The sequence below is a fragment of the Enterobacter cloacae complex sp. HYC033_NIDB genome (assembly GCF_056673335.1).
In genome coordinates this window covers 4,682,491-4,693,672 of sequence record NZ_CP115123.1, presented here as the reverse complement: position 1 = coordinate 4,693,672, position 11,182 = coordinate 4,682,491, and the positions used below count along the sequence as shown (strand labels likewise).

The window sequence follows — 11,182 nt, the reverse complement described above, 5'->3', positions numbered from 1 at the left end:
AAATCCGGTGTAAGTGATAACGGGATCAGATTCTGGCTTCGTGCGCTGCGCAACATTGGTGTGATTGATATCGACGATGAAAGCCATTATCTATCATTCACGCTGAAACACATCGAACGAGACAATGTAGAATTTATCTACTCAAATTTCTAAAACTCACAATAGGGAAACTTTTATGATCATCGCTATGTATTGGTTATTTGCATTTTACGCAGTATGGACATTAACGAGAAAACACGGAAGTTTCCCTCTACGAGGAATGAATGGGACGAAAAGAACGAAATCCAATTAAACGGATAGAACAAGCAACACGCGCCAGCAAACGTAAATACACCTCTTCTCTACAAGACCTCGCACGAGAGTCTATTCCAGGAGAATGGATCACCGAAATAATAGAATACCCTGCAACGGTGCCCGTAGGGGCAGAGTTTGAACTATTGCAGGATGTTTTAGCATCTTCGGGTAACGTCTTCTATAAACCACGCCGCCGCCGTGAATACCGTGTTGATTCATCGAATCTTAAGAAGTGGCAGCTATACGCAGAAAACTATATTGACTGGGTGGGGTATTCCCAAACTAACGGCTTATCTCACCACATACAAGATTTTGACATTCTCTTTGACGACAAGGAAAACAATGAATAATAAAACTATGGACATCGTGAACATCGTGAGCACCCTAATTAACTCTTTCCACGATATCTGGCATTTACCAGCCCTGCGGCTTGTTAATAAGGCGTGGCGTGAGAGAACGCCCTCCGCGCTTCTGGAAGCGATACAATACACTGAACAGGCAATTACCGCCCTTGAACATCTGCAAACGTCTGTAGCTCGTTTGGTGCAGCGTGACGGCAGTACGATCACACCAGAAGAAGCGTGGCGTGTAGCTAATGACCTTGAGGAGCTTGCTTGCTCTCTGCAATACATCACCGTTGAACTCGGAGAGCTTTCCATCCAGATCGCGGAAGAATGCGCCATAACATAAAAGTTACGAAAACGCTTGACAATAAGTGCTTTTTGTGTCATAATGAGTTATAGGGTAGGTATTCGAATCACTCACCCTCGTATGACAATACGCACTCCCTGAGAATGCCGTTTCCCATAGCGGCACTCTCTCCATCTGAATTTTCTCTCTGAAAGCTGGTTGTTTTCCTTTGTTGTGTTTAGTTCCAAAGGGTGGCGCGGGCGTTCCCACTTGTGTCGGGTGGTAACGGACAATCACCGCGCACATTCTCTTTCAGAGAGCAAATTCTTTGCTCTAAACCTTATAACCCCGTTAGGATTATAAGCAGTCAGACTGAATAAATGCCGTCAGTGGTCGTTACGTTCAGGCTGGCAATCTCTTATTACTATTCCAGTGGTGATATTGAGATTCCATTCCCACTTCTCGCCATGACAGAAGGGCTTCTGTTTTGAAGTGGGAGCAATGACGGGCGATCCTTCTTCTGTTATTCGTAACAGTTGCGCCCTTCATTATTTTAGATGTCATTCTTTAACATCATGATCCTCCGAAACGAAAATGATTTTAACAGAATGCTTTCTAACAAGGGCATATCTCCTGGCGACTTCGGTCGCCTTTCTTACGCTCAATGCGTAACAGAAAAGTTAATAAAACGCGAAGGAACAACATGTTTCTATTAAATAACAAATCGCGTGTACTCAAATATAAAAATGATGTTCTCACCGTCAATCCTCAGATGATTGAGATGGTGGCTCAGTATGCTGGTTGTTCGGTTGATGAAGTGATCAAAGCGATGGATACGTATTTTCCTGACGAATCACCAAAACAAGAAACAACTATTCAGGATTTGATTGCACGTAAAGTAAATAAGGAATCAACCAAACAATGATTATTGACCTATCAGAAGTCTTTCCGGTACGTAAAAGCTACACAGATATTGTGAGTGCTGCGACCGACAATTTTGCAGCAATAGACAGTAAAGTGTTTGCTTCTCTTCCTGCTGATGTGCAGTGCGGCGATGTGCTCGATATCACTGGCGCTCTCTATACCTCTGGGAATGTGGCTTATGTCGTCGTCTCAGACTTCGTTAAAGCTGGTAGTAATAAGCCTGTGAACGTCCTACGCGCTCCTAACGTTGGATCATACGTTGCCCTCAAGAGCGACAATCTCAACGCAGCTAACCACGCAGCAGCGATCAGCGCATTACAGGCGCAAGGCTTCGCCACTCGTGAATTTTTCACCTCTTAAGCAAGGAAGATAAATAATGATTATTGGAAACGAGCGTATCGACCTTTCCCCATTATTCCAACTAACCAGCACCAGAAATTTCCTACTCAGTTCTCTAAATCTCTTTGATGGTGTGGGCGTTTCTTCTCATAAAGTTAGTGTGTCCCGTCTGCTGGAAGATAACACCAGCCTGTTCAACCAGCCTACGGCGCGTTTCTCAAACGAGCATAACACCACGCAGCGTCAGAGCGGCAAAGAATGGCTAATCGAGCTTCCGTATTTCCTTCGTGAAGATCTGATCACTCCGTCAGATATTCAGGGCAAGCGTAAGCCAGGAAGCGATATTCAAGAAACAGTGACGGACATTTACAGCGATTACATGGGTAAACACGCTGTAGCGTTTATGCGCACTCGTGAAAGTTATCTCGCACGATCTCTCTTCTCTGGTCAGGTGTATACACCTAAGACAGACGATCTGTTAATCGACTTTGGCGACCTGTTCGGCGTAGCCCCGATGAATGCCACTCTTGATCTGTCAGCTACAGATAGCAGCACTCTACGTGCGATTGACGACATGGTGAGTCAAATCACCGAAGCGGCACAAAGCCAGGCGGCGGCAGTGGAGCGAATTATTGTTTTCGCCAAGGGTGGATTCTATAGCGATCTGCGTTTCAGTCCTGCGATGGAGGCGGCTTTCCGCTATGTCAGCCCACTTGATGAAGGGAACGTAGTGTTCCAGCATCGTGAACTACTTCCAGGTGTAAGCACCTTTTCGATCCCTGGCTCAAATGTAGATGTGATCAAGGTGACAGATCCGCTCCTGATCGCACAAATGGGTGATGCCGACGCTATCGCCATCCCGCAATTCGCTAAGGGAAGTGGTATTTACACCAATATCTACGGCGCGGCTTCGTCAACGTTCGAACTCCTTAATGCTGCACCTGCGGAAGTTTATAGCTGGAGCTTCGAAAGTGAGCGCGGAAACACGATCAACGTGATCTCGGAAAACTCAGCACTGCCAGTTAACCACGGCCTGAACTTCTCCGTTCACATTAAAGCCTCAGAATAAGAGCGATAGACGGTAGTTCTTCCCGTCTTGGAAAATAACAGAAGAGCTTTTAATCAGGGGCGTAGGGAACTGGAACACGCAAAGCAAATGCGCCAGCCCTTGCCCCTTTTTTATTTCCAGAATAATGAGGAAAGATAGATGCAGGTAGTACTAAAGAGTGCTGGCATTCATTTACAGGTGAATGCAGATACAGCAGAAGAGTTATTAAATCTGGCGGGAGTGTGTCGTGTGCTTGAAATAGATCACGGTCATCTGCGTCAGTTATTACACCGTGGGCGTAGTGTATCAGAGGCACTCAACTACCTGGTGAGTAAGAAAGGTGGTGGTAATGCTTGAAATCCACACAAGTTCTATCAAGAACACCGTGACATTCAGCGTTGATCGTAATTCAATGAAGGAAGCTATGGACGCTTTCGATCAAATTCAGAAGAAATCCAAAGGCATTAAAGACCCTACGTTGAACATGAAAAGATTCAGCCAGGGGCTAAAATCTGCTGAAAGGGAACTCGATAGGCTGAATAAGAAAGCGTCAAAGCCTCGTAATAGCGATGAACGAGAAAAGGCAAGGGCAGCTAAGGCGCAAGCCCGTGTAGAGGCTCAGGCAGCGAAAGAGGCCGCAAGAAACGCACAGCGCCGTGAACGGGCTGAATTGAAGCTATTGGACACTGCCAGCAGCTTTAAAAGTATGCACCACCTTACCAATGTTGAGCTTACACAGGCCGCGCTTGCAGCGTCACGGATCACCAAAGCCTATGCAGCAGGAACTATCTCTCTACAACGCCAGAACAGCGAGATTAAGCGCCTCCAGCAGAGCTACAGACGCATTAACGCAGAGCGTAGGGCAGCAGCAAAAGCGGGAGGGGCTAACGCTCTCGGTGGCGGTGGTAAGGCGACAGGGGCGATCTCTGGCTCTCTGATGGGATTAGGCACTGGTGCGCTTGCTGGCGCTGGTGTGGGTGCGGCGGCTTACGGTGCTTATTCATGGGGGAAAGAGGCTGTTACAGCACAGGAAGAGCGTAGTGAAATCGTCGCAAGGGCGCGCTTGGGCGGTGTAGATTATAACGTCCTCCAGGCGCTTTCCCAGTATGCTACGGCTAACGGGATCGATAGCGGGATGGGGCTGCAAGGGCAACGGAAGTTGCTGGACTCTGGGAAGGACATCTCCGAAAAGCTGGCAGATAGCTACACCAATAGCACCTTTGATAAGAAGTCTGGACAATGGAAAGGCGGCTCGGCTCCAGTGGATGCAGCCCTGAACATGGGATTCACAAAAAAAGACCTGAAAGGCTTTCAATCAAACCCTTTCGCCTTCGTTTCTGCTTATACCAACACCATGCAGGGGAAAGGCTATTCACAAGAGCAAATCCTTCATAACCTGGAAGACCTTGCAGACGATTTAGGCTTGTATCACAAGGCATTTTCTAATCAGGGCAAAGCGATCACTGATCAGGTGGACGTGCTCAAACGTAATGGTCAGTGGTTGAACCAGGAACAGCAGGATCAGCTTGTAGCCTACCGTAAGTTTAATCAGGAAATGGACATTCTCAACGATAGCCAGAAGTTGGCCTTCTTCGAAGGTTTCATGGAGTCTCTCGACCCTGCGACGGTTAAAGAGTTTAAGGAAGCGATGCAAGACGCTTTACCCTTTTTCAAGGGGATCGGGCGGGCGGCGGGGGATGCTGCCGTAGGATTGCTGAAACTCACTAACTGGATCACAGGCAAGCTAAACCTTCTGAACGGTGACAACACCTCTAAAGAAGCGGTGAGCCAGCATTACGGCACTACGTCAGCACCTGTACAGGCTGGAAGTAATCCAGTGGCTAACGCCTATGGAGCCAGCCAGCCGAAAGCAGACGGCACACACCAGCCTAATGTGTTCGATACATTCCATGATTGGTGGAACGGGACAAGCGACGCTAAGGACGTGAGCAGCTACGCGCAGAGCACCAATGGAGATTACTCTCCTGTTTCAATGTTGAAACAGAGTGCAGCAGCGCCAGCTAAGCCAGCCAGTGCGCCGATCATGCAGCCTGTAGTATTGCAGAATCAGCTACCGGAAGGGCTTATCCATCTAACTATTTCTCCTGATCCGACATTCGGAAACATGCTGAATGCTACTGTTGATCAGCGTATCATTGATAACAATCAGCGTATGGTGTTGGCTGTTTCATCTGGACAAGGGACGGGGGGCTAAATGGCAACACCTGGAAGTTTAACTATCGGGGGCAGCGATGCCTCCCGGATCAATTCAACTCAGAACAGTAATAACAGCAGTGCTACCCGCACCAAAGGTGAAAACGGATTCACCATCCTTGCATCTGTATATAATTCGTCCTCAGATAGCTATATTCAGAACTATCAGGCGATAGTGTTTGATGCCGTGACGGATACGGGAATACGCAGACAGGCTGATATTACCAGCTATCCCGTTGAGAGCGGGGCAGAGGTGAGCGATCACGTTCAGATTAAGAATAATACATTCAAGCTCTCGGGGATTATTTCCGAAACTCCGGTGAGGCTGGAAAAGGATTTGTTATACAGCGCTGGTGTGAATGGCACTCGTATCAGTCAAGCTATCGAATACCTCGATAAGATGTTTGACAGTCGCCAGCCCATCACATTAGTGACAGAGCACAAAGTGTACGAGAATGTTATTCTCTCCGGCATTTCCTACGATTATAAATCTGAATACGCGATGCAATTCGATCTTGAATTTGAACAGATCAGGCTTGTCAGTAAAGCTACAGTTAATGTGATTGCAACTAAAACGCAGGGAAATAAATCTGTAGGCGGTACGGTGAAACAAAAGGTAGTGAACAATGCACCTAAGAAAACCGAGGGTGATACGGTTACTACGGAGTTTAAGAAATAAGGGGCTTACGCCCCTTTTTTCGTTTCTGGAAAGATGATTTCTGGATAATCCACCATTTCCACATAGTCGGATAGCTCTTTCATGGAACACCCCGCGCTGTAGGTCTTGAATGCTTCTGTAGAAGCGGCTTGTGAAGAGTGCCCCGTGATGTAGCCTACACGCTGTTCGGGTACTCCGGCACGGTCAAGACACGTGATAAAATGCCCCCTCAAACTGTGAAAGCATTGGCGGTCTGTAGCCATAGGCACTACGCGACGGCGTAGCCTGGTGAACGCTTGAGAATAGAATGGTCCTTTCTTACCGTCAGCACGGTTAATCCGGTTAGCCTGTGGTAACAGGTAATCTCCAGTGTTCAAACTCAGATAATAATCCACCATGCCAATCAGAAAAGCATGGATCGGTATGTGTCTGATCCCTGCCTTCGTCTTGGATTTGCTAATGTAGAATGTCCGTATCCCTTCCACCATAACGATCTCTTCTTTCTTCAAGCTGGCTATTTCGTCCAGCCTTGCACCAGAGAACAAACCGATCAGAATAACTGCTCGTAGCTCTTCGTCTGCTTCGCTTAGTAGGGTAGATAGTTGATGCCATTCAAACGGCTGGTAGCTCTCAATGGTTCGACGTGCTTCGAGGTTGTGACCATGGAACGGATTTAGGGGCGCTATAGCGTCATAGCGACGTTTGGCGAACTCGTAGAGGCTACCTAACGATGTAAGCCAGTTTTGCACCGTCTGGGGCGCTACATCGCGTTTCTGCTGTTCTTCTATGAAGTCTGTAACTAATCGGCGTCCAATCTGATCCAGACTGATATCAACTTTCCCAATACTCTGGAGAAACACCTCAACGGCTCGCGCTGATTTGCTCAGGGTGGAGAATGATCTCCGATCCTGGTATGCAGTAGCGTATTCATCTCGTAAGAAGCACAGATGAGGAATCGAACTGGCTCGCTCTTCAATCAATGGTTTATTCTTGTTCTTCCTGATTTGAGAGTGCAGGGAAGTGATCGCAAGCTGAATACGCTTATCCTCAGTATCAGGCTTGAACTGTTCTTTAAGGTTGTTCCACTCTACCAGCATGTGGTTACGGAAGTGACGCGCCTTGTAGATATCTCTTGTCCCTGTACTTTTCCGGTAGAGGCGTTTCCCGCCGAACATGTGGCGCATGTAAGACGGGATGTAGATTTGAAACTGCCATACACCGTCCGGTGAAAGATAAAGATACTCCTGGCCCTTGATTGTCATGAGACTGATCCTCTAAAATCTCGCAATCAAGTATCAATAATAGTTACTATGTTGATTCGATGATCGTCGCGTTGCGGAAATTATGAAACAGAGTTTCGATTCCCTTCGCCCGCTCCAGAATTTCCCCAAGTAGAACCGTTCAAAAACTTTCTTTATTTCAGTAGGTTGCTCAGTAGCGCTGACTAACTTGTTTAGGCGTTATGTCCTGTAGAGCATTGACGTCCTCCCTGCACACGAAATGCAGGTAACCCTCTGACAGTCTTATGAAATCGCTGTGCTTCGCTTGTCTTCTAACCTCTAAGGGGCTTAATGGTTTCTGTTGTCTAAAACCAGAAGAGAAAGAGCCAGCGTGGCAGCTGGCTATGTTTTTAGTATGGTGATGCGGTTAAATAGACAGGGACGGAGTAGATCGAGCCACCTGCCAGATAATCCGCAGGGCTGTGAAAGGTGTAAATGGTTCCCTTCACGGAAAGGTAGATCGCGTTATTCTCGACCTTCTTCAATGCATCTTTGTCCGTGGTGATCATGAAAGGCTGGTGATCGTTCTCCAGACTCGCCATAAACGCTTTATCATCTTTGGTTACATCATAGAGATAGAAACGGTAGGAAAAGCCTGTGGTGGCTCCTGCACTCGCTTCTGTGATGTAAAGATTAGCCAGATTGTTAACTTTCACCTTCTTAATAATCACTTGCTCAAGTGGTGAGAAGTGCAGCAAGTTGTATATCCCATAGGCGACAACAGCCAACAGGATCAGAAGTAGATACCGCTTCTTAAAAACCTGTGCGTTTTGCATAGTCGATACCCGCTCTTATCCAGTACTGGTCGTTAGGATCATCACCGTAAGGCGTTGAGCCAAACCAATCACCAAAAGCCGGATCCGTTGTTCCTGCGCGGCTTTGCGCCCATCCTGCGCCACCGTCATCTTTAAGCCATAGGTAAGCTGGAATAGCCATTTTCACTTTTTCCTCATGCTGTTATAAAAAAAACCATAGAGAAAGTGTACCTATATGTGAGAGGGCAATAAACGATTAAATCTAACAAAATCATTAATTTAAATGTGATTAAATTTGAGTTAAGTTAAACTAAAGGGAAGGTAGGCATTGCACCCTCTCGATTATTGCAAAGCCCGTATGTAATCTGGCAAGGCTTTCAATTGGCTATCTTTCATCGCCGGAACAGGAATACCCCTATCAGTCTTTCCTGTACTGGCGTACCTGCTTCCCCCTTTCGTTCATTGTTATGATCGGTTGTCGGCATAACACGCTAAGTTGCACATTTCCTGTACCCTGGATACCCTGAGATTAATCCTAATAACTCAAGGGTGAGTATGGCTACCGGGAAGAGAAAGAACCAAAAGGAATCACCTGAAGAAGAGTTAGATCGCTTGCTGGATGAGCTTGAACTCACAGAGGAGCAACGGGAGTTTATCGAATCCATGCGGGAGGATAAGGGCGATCCCAGTAGTGAGTAACGCTTGCCTTCAGCCGAACGAATACGAATGGCCGCATAACGGCATTGTAAAGATCTCTTCTCCTCACGAGGGCTTTCCGTCAGCGTCGATGGCTCAGCGTACCGTGCCAGAAATTGTCCTGAAATGATGCGGTATTCAGACCGGATCGGACTACTATTCATTATGATTTATCAATGCATTATACCCTGACCATGTGCATGTAAAATCGCGGAGCCGGGAGAGTTGACGGCAATGTAAAAGAAATCATGAGGAAAGAAATATGGCTGCTACAAACGGTATGATTGATACTGATGACGCTGTAATTTTACTCATCGACCATCAGAGTGGCTTATTCAACACGGTACGTGATGTGCCTGTACCAGACCTTCGTAATTATGTGACAGCGATAGCCAAAGTTGCCACGCTTTTAAATATCCCGGTGATCACCACGGCCTCTGTTCCTGACGGTCCCAATGGCCCGCTCATCCCGGAAATTCACAAATATGCACCCCATGCCGTGTATGTTCCACGCACCGGGCAGATTAATACCTGGGATAATCCGGCGTTTGTGAAGGAAGTGGAAAAGACGGGCAGAAAGACCCTGATTATTGCCGGCACGCTCACCAGCGTCTGCATGGCGTTCCCTGCGGTTAGCGCTGTCCAGGAGGGGTATAAGGTTTACTGTGTTGTGGATGCCTCGGGGAACTGGTCCAAAATCGCGACCGATACCACCATCGCGCGCGTGACTCAGGCGGGAGCGATCCCTACCGATACGTTTGCCATTGTCGCTGAATTAATGAGAACCTGGAACCGCGCGGAAGGTTCTCGCTTTGCTGAGATCCTGGCAGAGCATGTCTGTCCGGAATATAAGTGCCTGATTGAAAGTTTCGGCAAAGCTCAGGAAATTGCCAGAACGGGCCCGGAAACCAATCTGGAGCATTATAAGTAAGGCCGGATAAACCTGAACAAAATTCCTGGATTTTATCGTCCTGTACCTGAACGTATTACAGGTGCAGGACGTAGCGGCGCCTTATTCCGGACGTCGCTGAATTGTCAGAGATATTAAGAGGGGCTGAACCGCGCATAATTTAAAATTAAACCCTCTTCCTTTTTACGTCATCAGGCGCCCCTGTTATATCTGTCGGCAAATTTTTTATTTCCCGGATCGCAGATGAAAACACGACTCCTCCTGTGCGCGGGCTTATTTGCCGCCTCCAGTGCCCATGCCAGCGCCCTCTATTTTTATGAAGCCGGCACCGAAGATACCGCGCTTGCCGGAGCAGGGCAGGCGGCTCGTGCGCAGGACGCCTCGACAATCATGACCAACCCTGCTGGCATGACGCGCCTGCCGGATCATATGGTCACCGGTGGGTTACAGGTTATGGATGGCTCCATCGACAACCAGCTGGATAACCATGCCCATCAAAGCCCCGGCGACGTGATGAAAACCATCCCGAATGCCAGCGCCTTTTATAGCCAGAAGATAAACGATGATCTTTATGCCGGGATCGGGCTTTACGGTAATTACGGTCTGGGGATCGATTACGGTAGCTGGGCGGGCGACAGGCTGATTAAAAAGAGCACCCTGGTTGCAATGACGCTCAGTCCGTCACTGGCATACAAGCTCAACGACCGACTCTCAATAGGGGCGTCCGCCAACGTTAATTACGGTTATTTCTCGCTGACCCGCAACGTTAATGATAATGACTATCGGCAGCATGATGAGGACTGGGCCATGAGCTATCGGCTTGGGCTACTCATGCAACTGACCGACCAGACGCGAGCCGGTATTACATGGAACAGCGAGACGAACTATCGCTACTCTGTTAACGGCAAAGCTCGAGTACAGAATGGTGCCTACGACCTCCCGGTGTCGGCACAAATCAGCGCGCCGCAGCAAATCATGCTCAGTCTTGTGCATGATATTAACCCGCGGTGGTCGGTTATGGCCGATCTCGGCTGGCAGGACTGGAGCCAGTTCGGTGCTCCGCAAATCGTCGTTGGGGATCGGCAACTGAACAACGTCAGCCGCCTGAAGGATACATGGCACGGCGCGGTGGGCGTGCAGTATCGTCCAACACCTCAGTGGCGACTGAATACCGGTGTGGCGTTCGACAGCTCTCCGTATGAGAGTCAGAGTGATGTGGCCTTAACTTTACCCACCGGGGATGAGTGGCGATTTGGCACGGGAGCCCAGTATCAGATCACCCCGGCCAGCAATATTGGTATTGCCGTGTCGTATCTTCATATGCAGTCGTCGCATGTGAAATCCCCGACGGCGTTTGCCGGAAGTTACGATCATCCTTATCTTTGGTTTGCCAGCGTCAACTACAGCTATCAGTTTTGATCGGCTAACCGCTTA

The 11,182-nt window shown here is 48.1% G+C and carries 14 protein-coding genes; 11 read left to right on the top strand and 3 right to left on the bottom strand.

The features are described 5' to 3' along the window. Positions 1 to 263: 263 nt before the first annotated feature. From O1721_RS22440 to O1721_RS22405, 8 genes are all read left to right on the top strand, one after another. A complete protein-coding gene (locus O1721_RS22440; protein ID WP_235016474.1) occupies positions 264 to 644 on the top strand; it encodes a hypothetical protein in 381 nt (126 codons plus the stop codon). Further along, on the top strand, positions 637 to 984 hold the full coding sequence (locus tag O1721_RS22435; protein WP_129541244.1) for a hypothetical protein: 348 nt from the start codon (positions 637 to 639) through the stop codon (positions 982 to 984). Before O1721_RS22440 ends, O1721_RS22435 begins: the two co-directional genes overlap by 8 nt. 643 nt (positions 985 to 1,627) lie before the next feature. Then, positions 1,628 to 1,849: a hypothetical protein gene (locus tag O1721_RS22430; RefSeq protein WP_023304372.1), complete on the top strand. Its 222-nt coding sequence runs from the start codon at positions 1,628 to 1,630 to the stop codon at positions 1,847 to 1,849. Beyond that, on the top strand, positions 1,846 to 2,208 hold the full coding sequence (locus O1721_RS22425) for a hypothetical protein (RefSeq protein ID WP_063162325.1): 363 nt from the start codon (positions 1,846 to 1,848) through the stop codon (positions 2,206 to 2,208). Before O1721_RS22430 ends, O1721_RS22425 begins: the two co-directional genes overlap by 4 nt. 16 nt (positions 2,209 to 2,224) lie before the next feature. Further along, positions 2,225 to 3,256 carry a major capsid protein gene (locus O1721_RS22420; protein WP_022649287.1) on the top strand — a complete coding sequence of 344 codons (1,032 nt, stop codon included), beginning with the start codon at positions 2,225 to 2,227 and terminating at the stop codon, positions 3,254 to 3,256. Positions 3,257 to 3,394: 138 nt separating this feature from the next. Continuing rightward, positions 3,395 to 3,592 (top strand): hypothetical protein, encoded by a 198-nt coding sequence (locus O1721_RS22415; protein WP_129243153.1) that lies wholly within the window; start codon positions 3,395 to 3,397, stop codon positions 3,590 to 3,592. Beyond that, complete coding sequence (locus O1721_RS22410) at positions 3,585 to 5,450, top strand: hypothetical protein (RefSeq protein ID WP_129541245.1); 1,866 nt, start codon at positions 3,585 to 3,587, stop codon at positions 5,448 to 5,450. Before O1721_RS22415 ends, O1721_RS22410 begins: the two co-directional genes overlap by 8 nt. Next, complete coding sequence (locus O1721_RS22405) at positions 5,451 to 6,128, top strand: phage baseplate protein (protein ID WP_022649285.1); 678 nt, start codon at positions 5,451 to 5,453, stop codon at positions 6,126 to 6,128. Between the two features lie 5 nt (positions 6,129 to 6,133). Here O1721_RS22405 and O1721_RS22400 read toward each other — a convergent pair whose 3' ends face one another. From O1721_RS22400 to O1721_RS22390, 3 genes are all read right to left on the bottom strand, one after another. Beyond that, positions 6,134 to 7,369 carry a tyrosine-type recombinase/integrase gene (locus O1721_RS22400; protein ID WP_129541246.1) on the bottom strand — a complete coding sequence of 412 codons (1,236 nt, stop codon included), beginning with the start codon at positions 7,367 to 7,369 and terminating at the stop codon, positions 6,134 to 6,136. A gap of 368 nt (positions 7,370 to 7,737) precedes the next feature. Then, positions 7,738 to 8,163: a hypothetical protein gene (locus tag O1721_RS22395; RefSeq protein ID WP_023295378.1), complete on the bottom strand. Its 426-nt coding sequence runs from the start codon at positions 8,161 to 8,163 to the stop codon at positions 7,738 to 7,740. Beyond that, positions 8,141 to 8,323: a hypothetical protein gene (locus O1721_RS22390; protein ID WP_072134569.1), complete on the bottom strand. Its 183-nt coding sequence runs from the start codon at positions 8,321 to 8,323 to the stop codon at positions 8,141 to 8,143. Before O1721_RS22390 ends, O1721_RS22395 begins: the two co-directional genes overlap by 23 nt. A gap of 374 nt (positions 8,324 to 8,697) precedes the next feature. On the opposite strand from O1721_RS22390, the gene O1721_RS22385 reads away from it, so the two are divergent. The 3 genes from O1721_RS22385 to O1721_RS22375 all read left to right on the top strand — a co-directional run bounded on the left by O1721_RS22385 (position 8,698) and on the right by O1721_RS22375 (position 11,167). Continuing rightward, positions 8,698 to 8,841, top strand: a complete 144-nt coding sequence (locus O1721_RS22385; RefSeq protein ID WP_015571788.1) for a hypothetical protein — start codon at positions 8,698 to 8,700, stop codon at positions 8,839 to 8,841. Positions 8,842 to 9,100: 259 nt separating this feature from the next. Then, positions 9,101 to 9,769 carry an isochorismatase family protein gene (locus O1721_RS22380; protein ID WP_032649415.1) on the top strand — a complete coding sequence of 223 codons (669 nt, stop codon included), beginning with the start codon at positions 9,101 to 9,103 and terminating at the stop codon, positions 9,767 to 9,769. A 222-nt stretch (positions 9,770 to 9,991) separates the two neighbouring features. Further along, on the top strand, positions 9,992 to 11,167 hold the full coding sequence (locus O1721_RS22375; protein WP_032649413.1) for an OmpP1/FadL family transporter: 1,176 nt from the start codon (positions 9,992 to 9,994) through the stop codon (positions 11,165 to 11,167). The last annotated feature ends 15 nt before the right edge of the window (positions 11,168 to 11,182 follow it).

Excerpts from the sequence above, each read along its gene's own strand:
- O1721_RS22375 (WP_032649413.1), top strand. The coding sequence starts at position 9,992 with ATGAAAACACGACTCCTCCTGTGCGCGGGCTTATTTGCCGCCTCCAGT.
- O1721_RS22390 (WP_072134569.1), bottom strand. The coding sequence starts at position 8,323 with ATGGCTATTCCAGCTTACCTATGGCTTAAAGATGACGGTGGCGCAGGA.
- O1721_RS22395 (WP_023295378.1), bottom strand. The coding sequence starts at position 8,163 with ATGCAAAACGCACAGGTTTTTAAGAAGCGGTATCTACTTCTGATCCTG.
- O1721_RS22425 (WP_063162325.1), top strand. The coding sequence starts at position 1,846 with ATGATTATTGACCTATCAGAAGTCTTTCCGGTACGTAAAAGCTACACA.
- O1721_RS22405 (WP_022649285.1), top strand. The coding sequence starts at position 5,451 with ATGGCAACACCTGGAAGTTTAACTATCGGGGGCAGCGATGCCTCCCGG.
- O1721_RS22380 (WP_032649415.1), top strand. The coding sequence starts at position 9,101 with ATGGCTGCTACAAACGGTATGATTGATACTGATGACGCTGTAATTTTA.
- O1721_RS22415 (WP_129243153.1), top strand. The coding sequence starts at position 3,395 with ATGCAGGTAGTACTAAAGAGTGCTGGCATTCATTTACAGGTGAATGCA.
- O1721_RS22410 (WP_129541245.1), top strand. The coding sequence starts at position 3,585 with ATGCTTGAAATCCACACAAGTTCTATCAAGAACACCGTGACATTCAGC.
- O1721_RS22420 (WP_022649287.1), top strand. The coding sequence starts at position 2,225 with ATGATTATTGGAAACGAGCGTATCGACCTTTCCCCATTATTCCAACTA.
- O1721_RS22430 (WP_023304372.1), top strand. The coding sequence starts at position 1,628 with ATGTTTCTATTAAATAACAAATCGCGTGTACTCAAATATAAAAATGAT.
- O1721_RS22435 (WP_129541244.1), top strand. The coding sequence starts at position 637 with ATGAATAATAAAACTATGGACATCGTGAACATCGTGAGCACCCTAATT.
- O1721_RS22385 (WP_015571788.1), top strand. The coding sequence starts at position 8,698 with ATGGCTACCGGGAAGAGAAAGAACCAAAAGGAATCACCTGAAGAAGAG.
- O1721_RS22400 (WP_129541246.1), bottom strand. The coding sequence starts at position 7,369 with ATGACAATCAAGGGCCAGGAGTATCTTTATCTTTCACCGGACGGTGTA.
- O1721_RS22440 (WP_235016474.1), top strand. The coding sequence starts at position 264 with ATGGGACGAAAAGAACGAAATCCAATTAAACGGATAGAACAAGCAACA.